Below are 25,091 nucleotides of genomic sequence, written 5' to 3' on the forward strand. Positions count from 1 at the left end.
TGTTCATAAAAATACTTTCATGAACAGTTCTTTTGAATGCATTGAATTACTGTCCGTAATCACTTATTCTAAAACCAAAGAAAACGCTTTACAAAAAATATAGATTGGAGAATTTTATGACTCATACATTTCCAGAAAACTTTCTATGGGGTGCATCCATTTCTGCCCATCAAACTGAAGGTGCCTATAATGCTGAAGGTAAAGGGCTGAGTGTACAGGATACGCGCCAGAGAGACAATCACGACATCGCTGATTTTACAGTAGCCGTGGATCATTACCATCGTTATAAAGAAGACATTCGTTTATTAGCTGAGATGGGGATCAAAGTTTTTCGTTTTTCTATTGCTTGGACAAGAATTTTTCCAAACGGCCGAGGAAAAGTGAATGATTTAGGCATCCAACACTACAGTGATGTGATCGATGAACTATTGAAATACGACATACAGCCTTATATTACGTTGAATCATTTTGATTTACCACAGGCTTTAGAAGATGAAGGCGGCTGGGGCGTTCGTACTACAGTAGATGCTTTTGTTCATTATGCAGAAACCGTCTTTAAAGCATACGGCGACAGAGTTAAGCATTGGTTAACGATCAACGAACCAAATATCATGCTTTTGGTCGATAAAAAAATCTTAGGTAAAGAAATTCCTTTACGGGAAAAATATCAGCAGTTCCATCACTTAATGATTTCTGAAAAATATGCATTCAAACGTTGCCATGAACTAATTGAAGGAGGAAAAATCGGTCCTGTTCCCAATATTTCTTTGGTTTATCCTGCAACTAGCAAGCCGCTAGACAATCAAGCTGCACTTTATTTTAACAGCGTCAGAAACTGGGCTTATCTGGATTTTTCTTGTTTCGGTCGCTACAACACAGTGTTTAAAGATTATTTGAACCGCAACGATGTGTCGATCACCTTCGCTTCTGAAGATCAGGAATTGATGGAAAAACATTTTCCCGATTTTGTTGCAATGAACTTCTATACGACTGTCACTGTAGAAAAACCAACTGAACGTGATGGTATGGCTAACGGCATTAGTGATCAACAAAGTGAAGATATTATGGAATGGGGCTTTTATAAGGGGTTTACCAATCCATTTTTGAAAAAAAATCAATTCAATTGGACGATCGATCCAGATGGCTTAAAAACCACATTGCAGACATTATACGACCGCTATCATTTACCGATCATTATTACTGAAAACGGTCTAGGTGCCAAAGATGAATTAACGGAAGATGGAAAAATTCATGATGATTATCGGATCGATTATTTAGAGCAACACATCGATCAGTGTCGTCAAGCAATCGAAGCTGGTGTTGATTTGATTGGCTACAGCCCTTGGTCTGCCATCGATTTGATCAGCGTCCATGAAGGCATCAGTAAACGTTATGGCTTTATCTATGTTGACCGTAACGAGCATGACGAAAAAGAAATGCACCGCTACAAAAAAGATAGCTTCTACTGGTATCAATCCTTGATCAAAGCCAACCAGCTGCCCTCATAATGAAAGGAGAAAAAAATGAATAAAGTATTTACTTTTTTAGAGACAAAATTAATGCCGCCATTGAATAAAGTCGCTAATCTGCGCTTTATCAGAGCGATCATGCAAGCCGGGATCATTACTGTACCGTTCACAATCGTCGGATCGATTTTTTTGATTATCAATAACCTGCCGCAGATCATTCCGCCACTGGCACCATTTTTTGAGAATACCATTTTGAAGTTTGCGCCGATTTATAGCGTGGCTACAACGATGTCTATCGGTTCGATTGCTATTTTTTATTGTTTAGCCACTGCTTACTATTTAACGGATATTTATCGGAAAGAAGAAAGTGATGGGTTAAGCAGTTTTGTTGGTGCCATTTTGGGTCTGTTTGCCTTTTTAATGACGATCGTACAAACGGATATCGTAGATGGCGGCGCTCAATTACTCCAAAGTGAGAGCGAAACAGCGATTGTTTACAATGGTGTTGCTCTTGGCGGTTGGGTAACTCGTTTCGGCGGCGTTGGTATTTTTATTGGAATCATCACAGCGGTGATTTCAACTCAAATCTATCGCTGGTGTGTGAAGAAAAATATTACGATTCGGATGCCAGAAGGTGTCCCAGATGGTGTAAGCAAGGCCTTTGCTTCATTGATTCCTGCAATATTTATTGCCTTTGTGATGTTGTTTATCAATACGATTTTAGCGGTATTCCATACAGATTTACATGGATTGCTTTCAAAACCATTTGAATTCGTAAAAGACTTGACAGGATCTTGGCTGGGAATTATCGTCATCATGCTGTTGATCCATTTATTATGGGCTGTTGGGGTTCACGGAACAGCAGTAATCAAAAATAGCTTTATCAATCCCATTTTACTTGTGGCTTTGACAGAAAATATCGATGGGGGATCGAATATTTTTGCAGGTGATTTTGTAAATATGTACATCTTTATCGGCGGTGCCGGCAGTACGCTCGGTTTGGTTTTACTGATGATTTTTGCAGCAAAATCAGATCAGTTGAAAGTCTTGGGGAAAGCGGCTGTGTTGCCTGGTTTGTTTAATATCAATGAGCCAGTGATTTTTGGGGCGCCAATCGTTTATAACCCTTACTTGATTATTCCTTTTATTGTGACACCACTGATCAATGTGACCATTGCTTATTTTGCAACTTCCTGGGGCTTAGTGAACAAGGTCATCACTGGAATTCCTTGGATTTCTCCTGTCGGAATTGGTGCATTTCTAGGAACTGGCGGCGATTTTCGTGCAGTGCTGATCGGCTTTATCAATTTAGCTGTGTCGATTGTGTGCTATTATCCATTTTTCAAGATGTATGATGGAAAGTTGTATGGAGAGCAGATAGCAGCATTGGAGAAGTATTAATTGAAATTGAATGATAAATGAAAAAGATGAGTATGTGCTGAACTCAAACAATTAATGGGACTTAAACTTGAAATTATCTAATACTATGAGTAATTAAAAAAAGACTGTTTTTAAAAGTATTTACATTTATTAGAAACAAAATTAACACCGCTGTGGCTACCACTCAAATTTATTTATCATTGATATTTGATTCGAAAATCTGAAGGGATGATTCCTGATAGTGTACGTAAAACATTCACTTCATTTTGAGAACAATGAATTGTTAAATTATTTTATTGAAACCAAGGTTCAAACAAATATGGTTCACAGCTATTTTAAGCGATGTAATATAGGCTAATATAATATTTCAAACTATTTGATTACACATCCTAAAACAAGTAGTGAAGCAAAAATAAACTTGCTTCACTACTTGTTTCACCATATTAAATTAGTTTTTTTTCTAATTCTACCATTATTTTTTCTCCTCTCTATTTAATTTCAATTTGATTATTAGATTTTTTTTGAAATCATTAACAAACACTCCTTTCTGATATATTAATATCTATTTACAAAATACCAAAAAATCGATATTTCATATCGTGATTCTCTTATCTACACTGTCTCTGTCCAATACGTTCTTTTTCTTGACAAACAACCATCTTCTTAATCCGACATTTCTTTTTAAAATTTTTAACTTGTTCAAAATGATAACTTTTATTTTCTATATTCAAAGAAACAACTTCCATAAGTTCATTTACATCTACTCTTCCCATATATGACCTCAGCCTTTCCTTATTAATTAATATTTTTTTAATATCAATAGTGTAGTTATGATCTTTTATCAACAATATTAGAAAGCTCAATTATTACACGTTGTTCAGCTTCAATAACTTTATCAAAAATATTTTTAATATTTTTTAAGTGTGACAAATTAAACTCTTTTTTTAACAATATTCTTAACAACATATTAGATAAAATCATCCACCTCTGATAGCTTTCAAAAAATACTGTTTTAAGAGATTCAGAATCATTATAGTTTGCATAATCAACTAATTGCCTCCTAGAATGAACTATTGCTCCAATCTCATCAAATAGCCTATCGACAATATCATAATCTCGATTTTCAATTGCATATTCTACAACTAGCATCAATTTTTTTATCCCTATAATTCCAACAAATATATCGTGATCCTCTAAAAAAGAATACATACATTCCTCTGTCATAAGAGCAATGTTCATTTTTGACACAGACCTTAAATCTTCTTTTTTCATTTTTTTCTCATTAAGCGGAGTGAATATCATAATATTATAAACCGCATCTTGTCCAAATGCTTCTAGTGAAATAGCATTATCCATCACTTCATGTGTGATGTCTCCCTCATATTTATAGAAACTATCGGTAACTAAAATAGCATTTTCTTTAACTGAATCAACAAGTATATAATGATAATAGTGATCTTTTAAGTAACTTCTACAATACGGTAAATAATATGTATCCACAGCAAGCACAATTTTTTGTTTTTGCGCTTTTTGAACCAATATGAGGAATTCCTTTTTACTAACTAAAATTTCTTCTCTTTTTATCGAAAATTTATTACAGATTAAAGAATTATAATCTAATACCTTGTTCGTTATTCTAAAGTGCTTAAATATATCTTGATTTTTACCCTTATATAATGCAAAACCACTTTGGAAAAATAACGTTTCATGAGAAAAATTAAATTCTTCAAGTATATTAGCGAAAATAAGCTCGTAACAATTAAGGTAATTTTTATATAACATACTATACTAATCCCTTCTATTCACTTTAGTTGAATTCCAAAAATATGCATGCCTGGATGAAAAGGAAGAATCAACTTTTCTATTAAGATTGGCTTTTCAAGCTCTATTTTTACTCCCCAAATAAAGTTTGGCCTATTAAATGTTCTTTTATTTCCTTCATAAAAATTATTAGTATATGTTTCTTTATAAAAAATAAAATTATTTTTAAAGTACGATAACTCTGAATCATATGCATTAAAGTTTATGGAAATCTCTATCTCTTCATGATGTCCAACTAGTATACAAGTATTCTCTACCTCTCCTTGACTTCCAACCCCTATAAAAATTAGCTGTCGCGCTTTTCTATCTGCTAAAATACTTTGGCCAAAACATTCTATATTATCATTCACTAGCTGAGGTGATAGTTCTATTCCCATCTTTTTTATTGGTTTTTCAAGAGGAATTGAATAACCGGTCAAACTCAAATTCGCCTGATCCATATTATTATATGTTGATAAACCTTTATTATTATAGTAAGACTTAATATTCAAACCTATGCCCCCAAACTTTTATACTGCTTATTAAAAATTACTTAATTTTAAAACCACAAAAAACTATGTTCTAAACCAATACTCTGATTTTGTTTTTTTAATGTTAATTCTAAAATTTTAAATAATTTAAAAAAAGTAGATACAATTTCCGTTTCTTCTATGCTCTTCTCATCATCATCATGAAACGAAAGGATGCGCTCAATACAATTATTCAGTGTCATTAATTCAGAAATAGAAGAATAGAACTTCATAATCTCCTCTTTCCCTCCATGTAAAATAGTATAATGTTCCTCACTTTCATATAAATCGCTTTCCATAAGGATTTGTACTCCATCTTTTATTAGTTCTTTTGTGTAGCGAATAAGTTCAACTTTTCTTCCAGCCTCACAGGAAGTAAATAAAGGAATATTCAAAATCATATTTTTATAGTAATTAATCGCATGATAAATTGTTCTGAACCAACTCTCATCTTTTTTCAACAAAGGGATTGCTTCAAAAATGTCTTGCTTTGTATACAATTCTATATAATTTTTTTTCCACCCATGCCAAATGTAGCTAGCATATAAATCTTTTCTATTCATTAAAATACACCTTGTCGTAAGTTGCACCATTTTATCCACCGAACAATCCAACGGATAGAAAGAAAATGGATGTAAATCTAACGTATAGTCAGTATCTATTAAAACCTTCTCTAAACTCTCTCTTAAAAGTTTGTTATAGTAATAAGAATCTTTCTCTTCTCCATCTATATATACGTAAAAATTATAATCTGATAATTTCTTCTGTTGATAATCAGGACCATTTTTCAACTTTGAAGCATAACTTCCCGTTATACCAATTGATACAATTTTATTAAACTTATCATTCTCAATTAGATGTTTACTTATTTCCTTAAACTGTTCTTTCATACTTCCTCCTAAACATTTTTACACTTTAATATTACTAAGTAAATTCATAAAATTTATTTTTTGTTCACTATCTTCACAATCATAGTTCTTTGTTTAGAAATAGTTATCAACAAATCCGCCATTCCTTCTGACCATCTTTTCAGATACCAGAAAAAATATATAGCTAAATAGGAATATTATCATTGTAATTAAGGCTTCTTGTATCAATAAATTTAAAATATTGTAGTTATTTTTCAACAAAATTTCTCTAGCAGCTGTTATACTATTTCTAAGTGGAAAATATCGAAACAACGTATGATCAGGAACACTAACAATTGCTCCCGAAAATACCATAAGGATACTACTTGTTATGTTAGAAAATAAATTAACATTTTTCATTGGTAAAATTAATGGTGTATACAATAATGCTAACGACGAGGCAGATAGCAGGGTAAAAGTAATTGCAGTCAGACTGATTAATAATGCTCCTATTTTTATATTCAGTTGAAAAATAATTAGCAATACGAAGAAGTTTAATGCAACAAATAACATCGATTCAACCAAACAGAATAGTAATCTATCTATACATATTTTGAAAAAACTTGTTGGTGAAGCAACCAAAAGTTCTAATACTTTATATCGCTTTTCTGTTCGAAGTGAATTAGACATATTTGTAACTATTCGGTCACCACCTTTAAACATTATCATCCCTATTAGCATTGCAATAATATAGGATTCATTAGCTACTGAAGAAATAATCACAGAGTACAGTATATATTCTGCAACTGGTGATAATGTCATGTCGAACAACTTATACTTGATTCCTTCTGTATTTGTTAACGCTTTATATGAAATTATTATTCGCTTAAAACTCATTATATTTGCCATTCTCTTTCATATTCCTCTCTAAAAAAACAATTGCTACATAGGTAATAACGATTACTATTAAGGATGTTACAATGCTATACACAAAACTTCTTAACGATACTTTTTCTCTTTCGATACTTTCTAAAATACAATCAATAGACCATTTTACAGGAGAAATGTTTATGAGGCGAATTGCCCAATTTGGCAATTCTATCGAGCTAACCCAAACTCCCGAAAATAAAATCAATGGTACTAATAATAGATTTTGTAATTCCATTGCATTTTTGTTTTGACCAAAAATCACAGCTAAAATACTACCCAACGACGTCAACGAGAACAGTAATAAAATAAACGTCAATAATAATATTTGAATTGGATTTTCAATGTTCAATTTTACTTTAAAGACAAAAATTGCATACAATAGATTGATTAATAAAGATACAATCGCTAGCAATGCATTCGTTAGCGCTTTTGATAAAACAATTTTGAACAGTCGTGTAGGAGTTGCTTCCAATAATTCCATGGTACTATTCCACTTTTCAATAACAAGTATAGAACCACTAGAGTATAAAGAAAAAGTTATCGCTCCCATAATTCCAGAATAGAGTATACTATCGCTAGATAATGTATTTCCAGATAGATTTGACAGTAAAGATAGAACTAATAAATTAAAGAACGGTTCAACAAATAGAATAAATTGATACATTTTATTACTTAAGTTTGAAAAATATCTGAAGTTTACAATCAATAATTTGATAAAATTTTTCATCTATTATTCTCTTCTCTATCTGATAAATAAGTCATATAAACATCTTCTAATGTTAATTCTTTATAAACCATACTCAAACAGTTATCCTTTACTTTCTTTATACAATCCTTCTTATCAAGAACAACTGTCAAAAGCATTATTCCATCTAACATTTCTGTTTTCACTACATCATACTGCTCATATATATATTCTTTGAGTTCTTCTTTTCCTATTTCTATACTTATATCATAACGCACAATAGACTGGCTGGCTTTATACTTTAACTGAGAAGGGTAGTCTATATCTATTATTTTTCCTTTATTAATGAAAGCAATTCTATCGCATAGTTCATCTGCTTCCTGCATATGATGAGTAGTTAATATAACAGTTACTCCATCTTCCTTTATTTCTCGTATTAATTTTTTCAGCATACGACTGCCTTCAGGATCTAATCCAACAGTTGGTTCGTCAAAAAAGATTATTTTCGGTTTATTAATCAGTGCTCTAGCTAAATGAAGTCGTTCGATCATACCTTTAGAAAATGTATGTATTTTTTTTTCTTTAGCACCCTGAAGCCCAACTTTTTCTAATAACATTTTCTTCCTACTGCTGATCTCTTTAGAAGGTACATTGTATAAAATAGAAAAATATTCAATATATTCACTAGCTGTCAAGCGTCCGTAAACACCTTTTTCACCACCATAAACAAAGTTTATTTTAGGTCGGATTTTTTCCGGATACTTAGAGATATCGGTTTCGAACAGCTTAACAAAACCTTCTGTTGGTAATAACATTGTAGAAAGAATTTTAATAAGAGTTGTTTTTCCTGCCCCATTTGGACCTAAAATTCCAAATACTTCTCCAGAACGTACTTGGAAACTAATATCATTCAATGCTATTGAATTGACTTTAGAATTTTTATATATTCTTATTAAGTTCTCAACTATTATTATATCTTCTCTAATTTTTGCCACCTCCTAAATCATATTTTATTAAATTAATCTAGAATCTACATTAAAAACTTGTCCTGTAACCCCGTTACTTAAATTAGAAGATAAAAAAGCTAACATACAACTTAAGGAATCTAAATTATTTTTTATATCCAAAAGACTTTCTGAAGTAGCACGCTCTTTTTTAGTTTCCATCCCCATGTTTAAATTGGTTTCTATAAATCCAGGACAAACACTGTTTACAGTTATTCCAAAAACACATAATTCTTTAGCCATTGACTTAGTTAAGCCGATAACTCCTGCCTTTGATGAACAATAATTTGCTTGAAATTCACTACCTATTTGTCCTTTCAAAGAAGAAATATTAATAATTTTCCCAAAATTTTGAGTTCTCATAATTTTTGCGCATTCACGACAACAAATAAAGGTTCCCGTTAGATTCGTAGAAATTACAGAATCCCACTGCTTATCTGACATCTCAAGAAGAGTATTATCTAAAATGATTCCTGCATTGTTAATCAGAACATCTATTTTCCCAAATTTTTTAACGACTTTTCCCATCATAATTACCACTTCTCTACTGATCTTGATATCAACTCTAAACAACATATATTTACAACCTTTATTTTTTAAATACGATTCTAATTTCATAGCCTCATCCACGTTTTTATTGTAACAAACAACAAGTTTACATTTTTCCTCACAATATTTTTTGGCTAAATAATTCCCTATTCCACTTGAAGCTCCTGTAATAATAATTACCTTTTCTGATAAATCAATCTTCATTTTTTTTTCTTTCATCAATTAGCTTTATCAAATTCGTTACAGTACCTACTTTTTCTGGATTATAGTCTTCATCTTCCAACACTATATTAAATGTAGTTTCAATTTCAAACAAAAAGTTAACAATTTCAAGTGAATCCATTTCATAATACTCGAATAAATTATCTGTTTCGTTTAATTGCGTTATAACTATTTCCTTTTCACAAACTTTTATTAGTATTTTTTCCAATATATCTGAGGTTACCATTTTTTTATCCTCCCCTTAGTATCTTTCCATTATATGTTTTCTTTAATTGTTCAACTTGTTCCAACCATAGTTTTATATTTTTCAAACCTGTTCTATTTTTAAAATATTTTTTTAATTCTTGTTCATTAACTGCATATTCTGACACATAATTTATACCGATTTGTTCTCCAAGTAGTTCATCTTTTTTACTAAAGGCTACAGTTTCTGTTATTCCCGGAAAATCAAGCATTACTTCTTCTATAAATTCACAAGATATACTAATCCCTCCACAAATAATAATATTTTTTTTTCTACCAGTTATATGTAGCTCTCCATTGTCATCAAGATATCCTAGATCACCTGTTTTCAACCAGCCATTGCTTAAAATTTTTGTTGTCTCCTCAATATTTTTATAATATCCCTTCATTGAGCTATCACTCATAATCAATATTTCACCATTAAAATCAGTAGTCGTTTCTTTTTCTATTTTAATTTCTATATTTTGTATAGGTACTCCAACCGATTTATTTATAATTTCTCCGCTAGTGTATGTTTTAAATGAAATCCTAGGCCCAGCTTCAGTTTGTCCATATGTCTGTACAATTTTATCTTTTCCAAAATATTCACAAAAATTTTGAATATATTCAGTTTTACAAGGTCCTCCTCCAAAACAAATTTGTATTAAACTACTAATATCATAAAGGTTTCCATACCTATAATCGATAATCATTTTTAGCATTGTAGGCACTGCGGTAAAGTGCGTTATTTTTTCTTTTTCTGTTATATGAAAAAAATTTTTTGCTATAAATTTTGATTCAGAAATTACTATTCTTGCTGCTAAGAACAAACTAGTTAAAAATTGAGACGTATTACAATAGCCAAAATACATTGGAAGAGCAATAAGAAATACAGATTTTTCATTTGCTCTTAAAGAGGGTAAATTGTTTTTTATATTTGTTAATAAATTTTCGTGCGTTAACATTACTCGTTTAGAATTCGAGGTGGTACCTGAAGTAGGTAATAAAATTGCCACACTTTTATCTTGAACTACCTCATTTACTCTTTCTTTAAAAGTATTATCCTCAAACTTTTTTATCTCAATTTTCATTTCTTCAGTCACGTTTACTTCAATCAAAATAATTTCTCTTTTTTCTTGAAGGATCCATTTCTGTATTTGGTCACTTTGAGATTTATCAACAAGCATATAGGTCACATCACAAAATTTCAGTTCAGATAATAAATTTTCATTACTCATATTTGGATTTAACGGAACTATTGTTTCTCCCAAAAATGTAATACCAAAGTAGGCAATAGCATATTCAATGCTATTATTCATACATAACGCAACATTCCCAAATACTTGATTATCTAAGAAAAAATTGTGCAATTCACTTGATAATGTGTACCAATTTTCAAATGACAGATGTTTATTTCCTTGAGTAATAGCAACTTTATTATTCTTTTTTTGTGTAACTAATAGATTTTTTATATTCAATTTACTCTCCTAATCAATTGTTTTATCGATAACTGTTCTTTTTTTTCCTGATTCAAAGGAAAGTTCAATTTCAGATTGTACTTTCATCTCTATGCAAATAGATGGTAATACCTCATTTCCAATATTTTTTAAGTGTTTTTCAACCAATGATTTTTGCTTTTCTTGTTCTAAAACAACTATAAATAAAATTTCGTTGCTATTTAATTTGTGTATTTGATATTTTATTATAGACGTGCCTTTCATTCTTCGATTTATCTCTCTAACAACATATGAAAAAACAATAGAATTATAAGAAGTGCCACATAATTCTATGTATTCAGAATGTCTTCCTCCCATAATTTTTAGTTTAAATTCATCATTTTTTTCAACTAATTTAACATTATCTTTCACTCTGTAACGAATTAACGGCCACATTGAATTAGACAAACTTGTAACCAATATCCCTGTATTTTCACTAGACAATGTATCATTTTCTATAAAAACATTATCTTCATTTATTTCTAACATGTTCCCTTCACCGTATCCGATTGTCCAAAATTCTCTAAGCCCATAATGATTAATTACAGTTGTTTTAAAGGTCTCTTTGATATACTTGAATTCTTCTTCTGAAATATACTCTCCAGTCAATTCAATATATTTCAGTTCAGGTATTCTCAATGCGTATCGATTAATTACCCTAGCTAAAGCCAGTACCGCCGAAGGAACTGCGTGAAGCCACTGACACCCAGTATTACTAATAGTCTCAATAAAAAGCTTCAATTTAGGTTCAGATAGATCAAACAAAGAAAGTAACAATTGTTTTTCAGAATCTACTACTGCATCAGTAATTGTTTTCCCTTTTATATGTCTTGATGAATAGAACTGAACAACTTTATCATTTATATTTAAATTAGGAACTATACTCTTTCTAATACTCCATAATTTTTTTGAAAAAAGAATCTTCTCCTTTTCCCCCATATAACAGCGTAAAGGCTCTCCATCTGTTCCACTGGTATCATCAAAAAACAATTTGGATTGGGAAATTTGTGAAGGGAGTAGTGTTTCCTCAACGCCTAACAAATCTTTTTTTTCAATCACAGGAATATTTTTACTAAAATATTGATAATCAAATTGATTAAATGAAACCATTGTTTCATTTAACATTCTTTTCTTATAAAATGGATTTTCATAAATATTTATAAGCATTCTGTAAATTTTTTCCTTGTTCCTTAAAAAATTTTTTTCATTCATTGATTTTATTTCCCTCCTAAATTAAATGAAAAAGTCATTACTTTCATATTTTATTTCGCTACTATCTAAAGACTGCTCAAAAATATCATTCTGAACCCCTTGTCCAATTTTACAGCAATCATTTGTAGTACATTTTTCATAGTGATAAAACTTGAAAGATTCTTCTTGTAAAACTTTTAAAGAATCTTCAAAAATCGAGCCAATTTTTTTATTATTTTGTGTTGCACACATTACACATGGAAAAACTGAGCCCTCAGGTCTTACAATCCATCTAAAAAGTGATGTATAACATTTCTTAGCGGTTATTTCTTTTGGTTGTTTAGTTTTTTTAAAATAATCTCCCAGATTCGTCTGCTCTTTTACAAATTTTTCTAGATCAGGTTCTTTACAAATTATTTCTTCCAACTTTTTCATAGTCTCAAAAAAATATTTAGATAAATCATTAGTATTTACTTCATCCTCTTTATCCTCAACTTGAAGTAAGGGGCAATCACATGATTCTATTGGACAAGTCTTTCTAAACTGTATATTTACTCTTGTCTGTTTAAAATATTTTAATAGATCATAAATTTCTTCTAAATTTTCATTATTTATAAGATAACCTATACCAATTTTACTCACATCGCTTTTTAAGAATTGATTGTTAATTTTCTCCAAGACTTTCTTCAATGTATAACCTTTAGATTTTAAATAACTGGTAGGATTTGTATAGTCTAGAGAAATCCGCAACCATTCAAATTTATCAAGTGTTTCTTTTTTTATAATTGTACTTCCATTTGTAATTAATCCTAATTTCGCATTAGTATGCTCAGATAAATATTGAACTAAATCTCCAAAATTTTTTCTATTTTCTTTATCATAGTACAATGTGGGTTCTCCTCCACCTACGATAGTAATAGCTTTGGGATCAAGCATTCTTAATTTATCCAATTGATCAAAAGGATATATCACTCTATTACCAGATAATGAATTACTTTTTTTATAAGAGCAGAACGAACAATTAAAGTTACATATATCTGATGGGTGAAACTCTATAAATTTACCTACATTCTTTCCATCATTGATAGTAGAAAAATATGTATCTTTATAATTTAAAACTTTATTTTGATTTCTTAATTTTTTTGAATCATTACTTTTTAGCTCTAACATAATTTTCCACATCCATTTAACAAAATATTTTCTAAAATTTTATAGCTTATATTTATTTCCTCAATATTCACTTTTTCATTATATTGATGTGCATGATCCAAAGAACCTGGGCCGAAAATCACCGTGTTCAATCCTAATCGATTATAAAATCCTGCATCTGATCCACCCTGAAATAATAAGCCTTCTGTCTGTCCTGACTCCAACATCATCAACTCTATTATCTCGTCAGATTCAAAACTATTTATCCATGAATACATTTCCGGAGCATAATCAGCCATTGTCCACTTAATTTCATAAAATGCTAATAGTTCCTCAATACGTTTCAATAGTTTCTTTTTATGATCTTCTTGTAAAACTCGGATATCAATAATACAACTTGAGTAATCCTGAACAGTTCCCGGATGTTCTCCTCCATACAAAGAACCAATATTTATATTAGGATATTGATCTAATCCTCTTAAAGTTTCTGCATATTTAGTAATTGAAACTAATATCTCTGTCATTATTCTAGGTGCAGATACCCCTTGATAATATTTACCTGCATGAGCTTTTTTTCCAAATATTTCTATCTTTAGCCATTTATTCCCTAATGATTTTGTTGCTAGTCTAGCTGAGGTTGGTTCTAGTATTATAGCTAGTTTATATTGTTCTTTTCTTAAATACTTGAAATCACATAACTTCCTACAACCAAAAAAACTATTATTCTCCTCATCAACAACAAAATGAAATTCCAAATTATATAATGGTTTTTGTTTTTTCTTACCTATGGTTATGAGTAAAAAAATCATAACTGCTAAGCCTGACTTCATATCTGAAGCACCTAATCCATAAACTTCTCCATCTATAATAGTTGGAGAAAATGGAGGTGTTTTCCATTTTTTTATATCTCCAAAAGGTTTCGTATCCATGTGTCCATTTAAAATGATTGTTTCTTCGGATGTACCTTTGACGTAAACTATTATATTTTTTCTCAATTTCATTTTATCGAAACTGATACACTCATATTCAAAACCGTAGTAATCTAATTTTTGAAGTATATACTTTGAAATTTGTTCTTCATATTCCCCTGGATTTTGAGAATCAATTCTTATTAAATTAAACAATTGTTCAATTAGAATTTTCGAACTCATCGGCCTAATTCCTTTTTCACTTCGTCAAATTTTATCCCCATCGGACATTTTGATAATGCTAAACATTGACTTCTGCACATGGAGCATTGCTTCCAAATAAAATCTAAGTTATCTTTTGAGTTATGATAATTATTTATAATCAAACTCTTAGGTGAATATTGCTCATTTTTTGTCCTTTGATAAGCTGGACAATCAGAAAGACATAGACCACACTTTGAACAGTTAAAATATAGCATGCAATACCTCCTCCAGCTCTTTTTCCAGCATCAATTGCTTTTTGAGAGTTTCATTAATATATATAATTTTTTCAATTTGTTCTCTCAAATTTATCCTTCTTATACTTAATATATTTTGATATTCAGTCATTTTAATCCGGTTTTCTGTAATTAATGTTTTGTAATCAATAAGAATTCCCTTATCAAAACATTCTTTTGAAATTTTACTTTTAAATGAATAAATATAGAAATCGCTTGAAAAATTTATAAATGGCCGAAATACGATTTTCTTTATCTTTTCCCCACTTTGTTCGGGCCTCCCTACCAAATACTGACTTGTTTTTCCATCTTTTTTCACAATATACTTTGTTCCATAATAATAATCTAACTTTCCCTCTACTTCGTACAAACAAAGTTGCCCCTTAATATATTCTTTATTGATACATTTCACACATATATCTTGAATAGAAGTGGACTTAGACAATAGAAACCCAATCAAATTGAACCCCATAACATTTTTTAATGTCTTACTTCCAAATTCCACTTTTTCATTTTCTATATATGTTATATAATTTTGTATTTCATAGCAGTTATCATAAAAACTTGGTATCCCATATTTGATTAAATTTATGATATATTCTTCTCCATTTATTATCGGATAATAAGGAATGGCATAGTTTCTATAACCTTGTTTATTTAATAACGTTTTTAATGTATCTTGAGGTTGTATTGATATTAGACCATCTCTATGATCTACAATATGATTTTCTGAACTTATTCGTCTTATTTGCCATTGAAAGTCCCCTCCATTAATATATTTATTTTTTAGGCCTACAATTTTATTAATGTATTTTTCTTTATTTGATTTATAATCTTTACAAATGAGTTTGTCGACGTTCAATAAATAATCTGGATCAAATTTTTCTTTTATTTTTTTAAATACTTCTTCTATCATTGATGGAGTAATCAATGACTGAAAATCTTTTTTTTCTTGTCCAATGCCATGTTCACCAGTTATTGTTCCTCCCAGTTTAACTGTCTTACTTAATATAAGGAAAAGAAATAATTCTAGCTTTTCTCTATCTTCAATAGAACTTGAATCATAAAAAACCGTAGGGTGAATATTTCCATCCCCTGCATGATATGTATTCATCAACGGCATCAATAACATATTTGAAACTTTATAAAGGTATTCAAGCATAATACTTAATTTCGACCTAGGAATTACACTATCAAATAAAAAATAAGTATAATGATTGTATTCACTTCTTATCACTTGAACATTTCTTTGTACAATATCCAGTCGTTCTTTATGAAGATTGTCTTTGATTATTTCTGTACCTTGAAACCTAGCTATCAATGATTTGAGTTTTTTAGTATACATATTTAATTTTTCTTTTGAATATGACTCAATAGAAATAATAACATTGCAACCTACTACCTTATTAATATTCATAGCAGGTATAAACGGATCTGTTGACATATCTATAGCAGATAATGGAATTTTTTTATCAGTTACCTCTAGTATGAACCTTATCCCTGCTCTGTAATCACTAAAATAGACTATACTAATAGCTTCAAAATCTTCTTTAGCAAGAACTTTTAAATTAGCATGTAAAACAGGTGCTAAAGTTCCTTCTGAACCAATCAATAGATCTTTAATAGGGTAATTTTTTAACGAATACTGATTATCATACCCTAAAGCTAAAGTGTCATTTTGATAATGAATATTCATTTTTTTTATATAATTTTTTGTAACCCCATATTTAAAACAATAAGCTCCACCAGCATTCATATTAATTATCCCACCCAAAGTTGCAACGTTTTTGGAAGCGGGATCAGGTGGAAAATGTCTAAATGGAAGAGCTGCGTTTTTTATTTCATCAACCGTACAACTTGAAGATACATCTACCAAAGTATTTGTCTCTATATCTAATTCCCATTTTTTTTCCATGCGTAATGTACTTACAATAATGTCATTATTAATTGGAACTACACTACCCACATAGTTGGTTGCTCCACCCCTTATTAAATAAGGCAGCCTCTGAGATTTCAAATAATTAATAACCATAATCATTTCTTTTTCATTTTTTGGAAATACAACTAATTCAGGAAAATTCTTTTCTAAAAAAGCATCATAAGCAAAAACAGCCAAATTCTCAGTTTCAAAATATATTTCATTTCTTTTAAAGAAACATCTATGTTCCATCATTTTTTTTATCCTTCCCAATAATATTTACCTTTTTTCAAGTATTAAATGAATCAATTGGTATGTGTTCTCTATTGATTTCATAGAAGCAATATCTGATTCAACATTAATTTCAATACAATTTTTATAATGATTTAGCATCCTTCTTAGTGCTCCCCCAGGATAATATGTGTGATTCCAAAAAAATAAGTCAGGTACTTCTAATGTTTTCTCATAAATTTTAATATCTGGAGTATTTTGCTGTTCTATATTCATATTTTCCGAATATAGTTGATAGTTAGATATGAACCCATACTCATTTACTTCCGATACTAACCAACAATTACTAAATAAAAGGAGGGCTTGATTATATTTAAATGAAACTGCTGTAACCAAATCTGCTTGATAATTTTTATTAGATAAATATTTGTATTGAATCTCATTTATCTCTTCTAAGTTGGGGCTGAATAGAAAATTAAATAGGTCTAAGTCATGAATCAATGCTGTATAAAGTGTCGGTATGCTTCCATATTTTTTTAAGGCTTGATTTTGAAAATTTCTTTCAAATTTCCCAAATCTTAGTTCAAAATTCTGTATTCTTTTTTTCACTTCAATCGTTCTTGAATCGAATCTCAATATGTGCCCTGCATAAAAAAAAGTATCATTTTCTAATGCTATTTTTCTTAATTCCTTAACTTCTTCATAATTTAACGCAATAGGTTTTTCAATAATGACCTTTTTCCCAATTCGCAAAAAATATTTAGCGTATTCAAAATGAGAATTTTCATTTGTTGTAATATCGACACAATCAAAATCTAATTTTTCTATTTGCTGCAACTCATCAAAAAAAGTTATTTGACTACTATCAGTATATTCAACAACCTCTTTATGATACTTTGACTGTTCATCATTTTGGCTGATTGAAAATCCTTCTTTTTCAAAAACACCAACAATTTCTACACCCAAATCATTCCATACATTATAATGCTTTTTTCCGAACCAGCCTAAACCAACCAATAATACTTTCATGCGTATCTTCTCCTCTTCTTTACCCAGTAATCCATAAAATGTAATACAACAATACTTTTTTTTCTGTCAAAATGTTTATTTCCTTTCTGTTTTGTGGTTTAATTTATATGTGATAGTCATTAAAATAATATTACATTATAACTGTATTTTTATTTTGATTTGTTCACGATATTCACATTTTTAAATATTTCACAGGAGAATTAGGGAAAAATAGGGGGGAATTAATATGGAAAATATAGGAGCCACTTACAAGATGATACGGAAGAATAAAAAAATCACACAAAATGCTGTTTGTTCTGATAATTTGTCAAGAACTAGCTTGTCAAAATTTGAGAATGACAGACTTATGCCTACACTGTATTCTTTTATAAAGTTTCTAGAAAAAATAGATATGAATTATGATGAATTTTTCTTTATTTGTAATAACTATGAGAATAAAGAGTTAGATGAACTACTTGATGAGTTTTACTTAATAAAAAATAATACTGAAATTTACAAAATAGAAAGCTTAAAAGAAAAATGTTCCAACTTTTTAGAAAATAATAGCAATTCTCTGATCTCAGATATGATTAACATTTTAAATTGCTTACTACTATTACAAAAGGATGAAGAAAAATTTTCATGCATTACTAAAATATCAGTGGCTAAAATTTGGGAACGAATATCCAACATGGATACATGGTTTTTAAATGAGATTAAGTTTCTCAATCATATTCTTTTTTACTTCCAAATAGATACTGCTATTGAAATTGGAAAAAAATTGATACTCAACATAAAAAGATACGACAATTTTCATGGTATGGCTAATATAAAAATTTCTATTTATATAAATTTAGCTTATATGCTTGAATTACATGAGAATATTTCTAAGTCACAAACTTATTTAGACATAGCTATGCATCTATCCAAAGAAAACAAAAGATATGATCTATATGCTATTGCACAATATAGATTGGGAAAAATAACTTTCAATAAAAAAATGATGCAACACTCTCTGGAATTATTATCTTCGCTTGAAGAACACGACTTAATGAATGCTTTGATTACAGAAGGGAGAAAATCATGAAAAATAAAAAACAACCTATTGCGTTAGTAATTGGGTCTTCTAGTGGTATTGGTAGAGCAACTTTAACATATCTTGCAGAAAAGAATTTTCTTGTTATTGGTATTTCAAGAAATATTTTAGAAATGCAAAAGATACAGGATATGTTAGAAAAAAAGGGCCAGGCTTGTTATTATTATTCTTGTGATATAACTGATACTAACGTTCTACTTTCTACCTTTGAATCTATTCATAAAAGATTTAAAAAGATTGATTTATTTGTTTTTTCTGCAGGTATTATGCCGCTATCCTTATTACGCGATGGAAAAATTGAGGAGTGGAACAATATGATCAATACAAATCTGACAGCCTTTCTTCATTCAATTAATTTTGTTCTCCCAATTTTTAGAAAATACAATCATGGCCATTTCTTTTCCATAAGTTCTACTGCATCTGAAAAAATTTGTAATGGAGCTGGTGTATATGCTGCTACAAAATCAGCTATGAATTGTATTATGAAACATCTAAATTTCGAGGAGAAAGATACACAAATAAAATTTACTACAATCTCACCTGGTACAGTAAATACCAACCTCTATAAAAGTATCTCAGAAATAAAATTTAGAAACGAAGCTTTCCAACGAGAACGAAATGAAGGGATTGAGCCTATTGATATAGCAAAAATAATTTTTTTCCTATATCAACAGACTAAAAATACTGTCGTTTCTGAATTAAAAATTACACCAGTTAATCAAGGGTTGTAACTCACAAACATGTATACTATATTATAGTTGACAATTAAATAAAAATTCATTATTATATAAAATAAATAGATTGCTATGCAGAGCTAGTAGTTTAAAAATAGCATTTTAGAGAGTCTATGTTTGGTGAAAATAGATATGCTATCTAAACGAATCCACTCTGATAAAACTAGCTAGAGAAGATCATATTATGTCATACTAAAGTAAAAAACTGAGTGGTACCGCGTTAATTCGCCTCAGAGGAATAATTCCTCTGAGGCTACTTTATATTTAGGAGGAGTAAAAATGATTGACAAAAAAAAATTTAGAAACGATTTTGATTTAGTGTGCGATAATTTAGTTTCCAGAGGGGTAAAAAAAGAAGTTCTAATAAAGCTACGTCATCTAGACATTACTTATAGGAAATCACTTCAATATCTCGAATCCCTAAAACAAAAACGAAATATTACCGCTTCAGAAATGAAACTAAAAAAAAGTGCCCCTCTGAAAAAGGAAATGAAAGATTTAAAAAATGAAATCGAAACTTATTCCATCAAAGTTAATTTGATAAAAAATGAGAGCGATGTATTGTATAATTCTTTGCCTAATTTAATAAATTCTAGTTCACCTGTAGGCGATGAAACTCAAAATCACATTGTTAGAACCTGGGGGGAAATAAAAAAGAAAAATTTTAATGTAAAACCACATTGGGAGATTACAGAACTATTAAATCTAGCTGATTTTGATCGAGCTGCTAAGGTTACAGGTAGAAGATTTGTTTTCTATAAAAATATTGGTGCATTGTTATGTAGAGCTCTTCAAAATTATATGTTAGATACTCATATCAATGAACACAATTATATAGAAATGGTACCTCCTTATCTGTTAAATAATGAGTCTATGTATGGAAGTGGTCAATTTCCCAAATTTAAAGATGATGTTTTTCAATTAAAAAATAATGAATGGACAATTATGCCCACCGCTGAGATTCCCTTAATAAATTACTTTAGAGATGAAATCCTTGATGTAACCAAGCTGCCCATCAATTTTACAGCGATGAGTCCCTCATTTAGATCTGAATCAGATAGTGCTGGTAGAGATACACGCGGGCTAATTAGATTGCACCAATTCAATAAAGTAGAGATGGTAAAAATTACTGACAAACACTCGTCATATCAAGAACTAGAGAAATTAACCTCGCATGCTGAAAGAATTTTACAAGACTTAAATCTTCCTTATCAAGTAGTGTTACTATCTACTGAAGATACAGGTTTTTCTTCGGCAAAAACATACGATTTGGAAGTATGGTTACCTGGACAAAATAAGTACAGAGAAATAAGCTCATGCTCAAACTGTGAATCATTTCAAGCCCGTAGAGCAATGATACGGTATAAAGAAAATGGTCTACTTGATTATGTTCATACACTAAATGGTACAGGAATTGCAATAGACAGAGCTGTAGCAGCCATATTAGAAAACTACCAAACTAACGATGGAAGTATTATTATTCCAGAGGTTTTGAAACCCTATATGAATAATATAGATATTATTGAAGGCTAGGCCTTATTAACTTACATTTTTTCAACTCAACACTTAAATAAATTTTTATTGGCTGTTTTTGTTAACTCTTATTATAGGTAATATAACTAATTATTTTCGTTATATATATTCTTAAAAAAGAAATTTTGAAGGAGGATTCAAGATGAAAGTATTATTTATTACTGGCCCTCATGCTGTGGGGAAGATGACTGTCGGGGAAGAACTGTCCCAACAGTTAAAACTTCCTTTACTATTTAATCATATGACCTTAGATCTTTTACAACCATTTCTAGGCTGGACATCAGAAATGTTTACGTTAAGCAATGAAATTCGTGTACGCTTATTCCAAGAAATTGTGAAACAACCCGATAATGTGGGCATAATTGCGAGTTTTGTTACTTATTTTGATGACCCTAAAGATATTGAGAGAAACGACCGATTTTTTGAAATATTTCGCGAACACAACATAGAGCCCTATTTTATTGAGTTAGAAGCAGAACTTGAAACCAGAATTATTAGAAATAAAGATGCACACCGATTAGAAAAAAAGCCTTCTAAAAGAAATATTGAATATTCTGAAAAGGAGCTAAAAGAACATACTTTGTATTATCGTTTAAACTCAAACAAAAACGAAATAAAGTATGAAAGATATTGTCGGTTGAATACTGAATACAAAACTTCTAAAGAAGTAGCTGACTCTATTATAAACTATTTTAATTTTTTAGATTAATCTTTGAAATGAGCCCCAAAGTTAGACCAAAAAATCTAACTTTGGGGGCTTTTTATGATTAAATATGATCATGAATTTTAAAAAAAGTAGTTGCAGCATATTAAAACGGGAATGGTAGTTATGTTGCCTTAGCCCACAAATTTGACATCCCAGCTGATTCCCTCGTACACAAATGGGTTAAACAGTGGATAAATTTGGATTCAACGCTCCGAAAAGTCAAAGAAACAATCAAAATACTCTTCCCAGTTCAAGCAAGGTGTCATACACTATTATTTAACTAGTGGTGATTCTTACTTTGAGGTTGCGTTAAAATACGGTCTATCTTCTGAAGCTCTGCCTCATTCTTGGCACCAAATTTTTCTACGTAAAAACATCGAAGCTCTTTTACACAAACCGAAAGGAAGACCTTCAATGACAAAGAAAAAAATGACTCGTGAACAAGAATTAGAACCTGAAAATGAACTGCTCCGGGCTTTAGAAATGAATATTCCGTATCTACGCAAGAATAAGACGTACGAATCATTCACGAACTCTGAATATAGTTCCAGTTAATGATCCTTCTTGAAGTGACTTATGCGTATTCGCAAAGGCGATTCGATTGTGAAAATACGGAGAAAGCATTAGAGAAAAACAATATTCAAATTGCTTTGAATAAACGAGGAGTATACGTGAATCAGAAAAAGATTCGCAGGATCATGCACAAGCTGGGGTTGAAAGGGGCAAAATTTACGCATAAATCTCGCAAGAATGGTGAAATTTTTTCGTATCAAATTTCAGAAAACCCAACTGCCAAAGCAATCCTTGACGCCCAAAAGGAAGCCATCAAAGTGACTTCTGATTGACTCAATCGCCGGACCTTTCATTCTGATCATGGTTGGGCTTATCAGGTGAAACAATACAGAAAAGCATTATTCAATGAGACTATTTTTCAAAACATGTTGCGAAAAGGAAACTGTTTTGACAACGCCCCTATGGAAAATTTCTTTGGTCTATTAAAATCGATATATGGTCTAACTATTGGGTCCCGCTTCTCTACTCTTTTTTTTATTGTTATTCAGTAAAAAATAGAAAACCTTAGATTTTCTATTAAATTACTTACTATTTTTTATTTACCTTGGTATAACCTAGAACTTTAGAAAAACACTCAATTTAAATTAGCTCTTTCTAAATCTATGTTTATATCATAGAAATTAATAGACACATGATAGCTTCTTCAACCTATAGAATTCCTTGTTAAATAAATAATTGAAATCTTTCGTGTTAGTTCTCAAACTTTCGATTTCTTATATAGAGATTCTTTAGTCACTACTACAACCTAAAAGAACTCAAAAGAAAAAAACTAAAGTATAATTCAAAAAGAACTGAGAAAGCAAAAATCAATGCGCCACTCAGCAAATGAAAAATCAAAGCCACTATCTAATAATATGGTGCTATAAAACACGCCTAATGAACAGGAACCAACGGATTGATGATTTTACGTACAATCAAATAAACAGCTGATAAAAGTAACGAAAAGTTACATGTCTCTCCAATTGGTCCACCTAAACCAAACCCCATAACAAATCAAACAAATCTGATGTCGTGGGTGAAACCTCTCTAGCAAAATTACCTAAGTCAGCTAATGGCGTCGCTCTCGTGACAACATCTGGTTGTGGTGTGACCCAGTTCGTGATCCATGGTAAACAGCACACGAGCTGCCACAGCTGGATTCAACCAATTTCTGTCAATCCCGCCAGTCAATTGCTTTACAACGATAATCGCAATAAAATCTCCAATAAGCAATATCCATAATGGCGCTGTCACAAGCAATGTCAAAAACAAAAGCCACCCTGTAATCACCGCACTATAATCCGATATCGTCACTTGTTTATGAACTATTTTCTGAAAAGAAAATTCCAGCCCTACACAGGCAACAATACTTACCACTACCATTACTAGTGACCACCAACAAAAAAGTAAGTAGTGGCAATCGTTGGAAATACCAAAGCAATAAACACTTGCTGCATGATCCACTGAAAGGTCCATTTTTCTCTAATATGAGGTCCCGTAAATGGCCCCGCACTTGTATATTCTTTATTTACCATCACCGACTCTCCAATACTTTTTGCTTCACTGCTCGGATATCACCTAAAATATCGATTTTTGACGAACAAATATACGAACATGCACCACAATCGATACAGTTCAATACTCCTAAGCGTTTTGTTTCTTCAATATCACCTGCTCGATAAGCATTACTGATAGAGATCGGTTGTAAATTGACAGGGCATGCATTCAAACATTCTGAACAGCGAATACAATTTTGTTCTTCGAGGATTTTAGTCTCTTCTCTAGTCAACGCAAGAATCAAAGAAGTTTTTTTGTGACTGGTTCATCTAAATTTTGAATCACTTTCCCCATCATTGGCCCGCCATTGATCAATTTCATCGGGCTTTCAATAAAACCATGTTCGATCGGTGTGACGATTCTTACGCGTAAGTTTTGAGGCGTCTTGATCGGTGTACCAGAAACCGTCACAACTCGATCGATCAATGGTCGATTTTCTTTCAATGCATGAAATGTCGCCAATACTATTGATACATTCATGATTCCAACATTTAAATCAATCGGTAATTTCCCTACTGGCAGTTCAGTTCCAAGGACCGCTTTAATAACGATCTTTTCAGCACCTTGAGGATAGTGATTTGGTAAAATTTTTAGTTTGATACGGTCATTATCGATCTTAGCATTCAGTTTTTGGATTGACTCTTCCGATGAAATTTCGATTGCAATCACAAACTGTTTGGTTGTTAGCATTTCCTGGAGCAGACTGATTCCTTCGATAAAATCATTCAGCTGCTCAATGATAATTCGTCTATCAGCCATGACAAAGGGTTCACACTCGACCGCGTTAATGATCAACGTTTCCATCTGCTAATGTTCTTTGAAAAGAAATTTTACATCTATTGGAAAAACAGCTCCATCCATGCTGACAATTCCGTT

General features: G+C 30.8%; 28 protein-coding genes and 1 pseudogene. 9 read left to right on the forward strand and 20 right to left on the reverse strand.

Annotation, left to right across the window (positions count from 1 at the left end; translation table 11 throughout):
* The first annotated feature begins 116 nt into the window (after positions 1–116).
* Positions 117–1,508, forward strand: coding sequence for a glycoside hydrolase family 1 protein (locus BCR25_RS08180; RefSeq protein WP_069663130.1), 1,392 nt, complete (start codon positions 117–119; stop codon positions 1,506–1,508).
* Between the two features lie 15 nt (positions 1,509–1,523).
* Positions 1,524–2,870 carry a PTS cellobiose transporter subunit IIC gene (celB, locus tag BCR25_RS08185; protein ID WP_069663131.1) on the forward strand — a complete coding sequence of 449 codons (1,347 nt, stop codon included), beginning with the start codon at positions 1,524–1,526 and terminating at the stop codon, positions 2,868–2,870.
* Positions 2,871–3,457: 587 nt separating this feature from the next.
* On the opposite strand, the gene BCR25_RS20335 is transcribed toward celB, so the two are convergent.
* The 16 genes from BCR25_RS20335 to BCR25_RS08265 all read right to left on the reverse strand — a co-directional run bounded on the left by BCR25_RS20335 (position 3,458) and on the right by BCR25_RS08265 (position 18,058).
* Entirely contained in the window at positions 3,458–3,622 is a 165-nt protein-coding gene (locus BCR25_RS20335; protein ID WP_169818998.1) for a hypothetical protein, read from the reverse strand.
* Between the two features lie 55 nt (positions 3,623–3,677).
* Positions 3,678–4,631, reverse strand: coding sequence for a hypothetical protein (locus tag BCR25_RS08195; RefSeq protein WP_069663133.1), 954 nt, complete (start codon positions 4,629–4,631; stop codon positions 3,678–3,680).
* Positions 4,632–4,651: 20 nt separating this feature from the next.
* On the reverse strand, positions 4,652–5,161 hold the full coding sequence (locus BCR25_RS08200; protein ID WP_069663134.1) for a hypothetical protein: 510 nt from the start codon (positions 5,159–5,161) through the stop codon (positions 4,652–4,654).
* A gap of 47 nt (positions 5,162–5,208) precedes the next feature.
* Positions 5,209–6,069 carry a hypothetical protein gene (locus BCR25_RS08205; protein WP_069663135.1) on the reverse strand — a complete coding sequence of 287 codons (861 nt, stop codon included), beginning with the start codon at positions 6,067–6,069 and terminating at the stop codon, positions 5,209–5,211.
* 93 nt (positions 6,070–6,162) lie between these two features.
* Positions 6,163–6,936 carry an ABC transporter permease gene (locus BCR25_RS08210; RefSeq protein WP_069663136.1) on the reverse strand — a complete coding sequence of 258 codons (774 nt, stop codon included), beginning with the start codon at positions 6,934–6,936 and terminating at the stop codon, positions 6,163–6,165.
* Entirely contained in the window at positions 6,914–7,684 is a 771-nt protein-coding gene (locus BCR25_RS08215; protein WP_069663137.1) for an ABC transporter permease, read from the reverse strand. Before BCR25_RS08215 ends, BCR25_RS08210 begins: the two co-directional genes overlap by 23 nt.
* Positions 7,681–8,637, reverse strand: a complete 957-nt coding sequence (locus BCR25_RS08220) for an ABC transporter ATP-binding protein (protein WP_083242616.1) — start codon at positions 8,635–8,637, stop codon at positions 7,681–7,683. The genes BCR25_RS08215 and BCR25_RS08220 overlap by 4 nt, the downstream gene beginning before the upstream one ends.
* A gap of 18 nt (positions 8,638–8,655) precedes the next feature.
* Positions 8,656–9,399, reverse strand: coding sequence for an SDR family NAD(P)-dependent oxidoreductase (locus BCR25_RS08225; protein WP_069663346.1), 744 nt, complete (start codon positions 9,397–9,399; stop codon positions 8,656–8,658).
* Complete coding sequence (locus BCR25_RS08230) at positions 9,389–9,643, reverse strand: acyl carrier protein (RefSeq protein WP_069663138.1); 255 nt, start codon at positions 9,641–9,643, stop codon at positions 9,389–9,391. Before BCR25_RS08230 ends, BCR25_RS08225 begins: the two co-directional genes overlap by 11 nt.
* 4 nt (positions 9,644–9,647) lie before the next feature.
* Positions 9,648–11,117, reverse strand: a complete 1,470-nt coding sequence (locus tag BCR25_RS08235) for a class I adenylate-forming enzyme family protein (RefSeq protein ID WP_069663139.1) — start codon at positions 11,115–11,117, stop codon at positions 9,648–9,650.
* A 9-nt stretch (positions 11,118–11,126) separates the two neighbouring features.
* Positions 11,127–12,347, reverse strand: a complete 1,221-nt coding sequence (locus BCR25_RS08240; protein WP_069663140.1) for a phenylacetate--CoA ligase family protein — start codon at positions 12,345–12,347, stop codon at positions 11,127–11,129.
* A 21-nt stretch (positions 12,348–12,368) separates the two neighbouring features.
* Positions 12,369–13,496, reverse strand: coding sequence for a radical SAM protein (locus BCR25_RS08245; protein WP_069663141.1), 1,128 nt, complete (start codon positions 13,494–13,496; stop codon positions 12,369–12,371).
* Positions 13,490–14,626 (reverse strand): M20 family metallopeptidase, encoded by a 1,137-nt coding sequence (locus BCR25_RS08250; protein ID WP_083242619.1) that lies wholly within the window; start codon positions 14,624–14,626, stop codon positions 13,490–13,492. Before BCR25_RS08250 ends, BCR25_RS08245 begins: the two co-directional genes overlap by 7 nt.
* Positions 14,623–14,862, reverse strand: a complete 240-nt coding sequence (locus tag BCR25_RS20970) for a 4Fe-4S dicluster domain-containing protein (RefSeq protein ID WP_069663142.1) — start codon at positions 14,860–14,862, stop codon at positions 14,623–14,625. Before BCR25_RS20970 ends, BCR25_RS08250 begins: the two co-directional genes overlap by 4 nt.
* Positions 14,849–17,053, reverse strand: a complete 2,205-nt coding sequence (locus tag BCR25_RS08260; RefSeq protein WP_069663143.1) for an FAD-binding oxidoreductase — start codon at positions 17,051–17,053, stop codon at positions 14,849–14,851. The genes BCR25_RS20970 and BCR25_RS08260 overlap by 14 nt, the downstream gene beginning before the upstream one ends.
* 24 nt (positions 17,054–17,077) lie before the next feature.
* The gene (locus tag BCR25_RS08265; protein ID WP_069663144.1) at positions 17,078–18,058 is read right to left on the reverse strand and encodes a Gfo/Idh/MocA family protein; all 981 of its coding nucleotides are present in this window, start codon (positions 18,056–18,058) and stop codon (positions 17,078–17,080) included.
* A 226-nt stretch (positions 18,059–18,284) separates the two neighbouring features.
* Here BCR25_RS08265 and BCR25_RS08270 point away from each other — a divergent pair, with 226 nt between their 5' ends.
* The 7 genes and pseudogenes from BCR25_RS08270 to BCR25_RS20975 all read left to right on the forward strand — a co-directional run.
* Entirely contained in the window at positions 18,285–19,124 is an 840-nt protein-coding gene (locus BCR25_RS08270; protein ID WP_069663145.1) for a helix-turn-helix domain-containing protein, read from the forward strand.
* Entirely contained in the window at positions 19,121–19,864 is a 744-nt protein-coding gene (locus BCR25_RS08275) for an SDR family oxidoreductase (RefSeq protein ID WP_069663146.1), read from the forward strand. Before BCR25_RS08270 ends, BCR25_RS08275 begins: the two co-directional genes overlap by 4 nt.
* Before the next feature lie 282 nt (positions 19,865–20,146).
* The gene (serS, locus tag BCR25_RS08280) at positions 20,147–21,400 is read left to right on the forward strand and encodes a serine--tRNA ligase (RefSeq protein ID WP_069663147.1); all 1,254 of its coding nucleotides are present in this window, start codon (positions 20,147–20,149) and stop codon (positions 21,398–21,400) included.
* Positions 21,401–21,542: 142 nt separating this feature from the next.
* Positions 21,543–22,109, forward strand: coding sequence for a DEAD/DEAH box helicase family protein (locus tag BCR25_RS08285; RefSeq protein ID WP_069663148.1), 567 nt, complete (start codon positions 21,543–21,545; stop codon positions 22,107–22,109).
* Positions 22,110–22,520: 411 nt separating this feature from the next.
* Positions 22,521–22,661, forward strand: coding sequence for a hypothetical protein (locus BCR25_RS20680; protein WP_245792107.1), 141 nt, complete (start codon positions 22,521–22,523; stop codon positions 22,659–22,661).
* The gene (locus BCR25_RS20805) at positions 22,661–22,951 is read left to right on the forward strand and encodes an IS3 family transposase (RefSeq protein ID WP_071879523.1); all 291 of its coding nucleotides are present in this window, start codon (positions 22,661–22,663) and stop codon (positions 22,949–22,951) included. Before BCR25_RS20680 ends, BCR25_RS20805 begins: the two co-directional genes overlap by 1 nt.
* A 15-nt stretch (positions 22,952–22,966) precedes the next feature.
* Positions 22,967–23,110 (forward strand): annotated as a pseudogene (locus tag BCR25_RS20975) (IS3 family transposase); the annotation flags it as partial.
* 613 nt (positions 23,111–23,723) lie between these two features.
* Here the strand turns inward: BCR25_RS20975 and BCR25_RS20685 are convergent.
* From BCR25_RS20685 to BCR25_RS20700, 4 genes are read right to left on the reverse strand one after another with little or no spacing between them, the layout of a single operon-like run.
* Positions 23,724–24,089, reverse strand: a complete 366-nt coding sequence (locus tag BCR25_RS20685; protein ID WP_245792120.1) for an RnfABCDGE type electron transport complex subunit D — start codon at positions 24,087–24,089, stop codon at positions 23,724–23,726.
* On the reverse strand, positions 24,044–24,193 hold the full coding sequence (locus tag BCR25_RS20690) for an RnfABCDGE type electron transport complex subunit D (protein WP_245792108.1): 150 nt from the start codon (positions 24,191–24,193) through the stop codon (positions 24,044–24,046). The genes BCR25_RS20685 and BCR25_RS20690 overlap by 46 nt, the downstream gene beginning before the upstream one ends.
* Positions 24,193–24,447 (reverse strand): 4Fe-4S dicluster domain-containing protein, encoded by a 255-nt coding sequence (locus BCR25_RS20695; protein ID WP_245792109.1) that lies wholly within the window; start codon positions 24,445–24,447, stop codon positions 24,193–24,195. Before BCR25_RS20695 ends, BCR25_RS20690 begins: the two co-directional genes overlap by 1 nt.
* An 8-nt stretch (positions 24,448–24,455) precedes the next feature.
* Positions 24,456–25,019 (reverse strand): hypothetical protein, encoded by a 564-nt coding sequence (locus BCR25_RS20700; RefSeq protein WP_245792110.1) that lies wholly within the window; start codon positions 25,017–25,019, stop codon positions 24,456–24,458.
* Between the last annotated feature and the right edge of the window lie 72 nt (positions 25,020–25,091).

Origin of the sequence: Enterococcus termitis, from assembly GCF_001730305.1 — a bacterium.
In the GTDB taxonomy this organism is placed as follows: Bacteria; Bacillota; Bacilli; order Lactobacillales; family Enterococcaceae; genus Enterococcus_L; species Enterococcus_L termitis.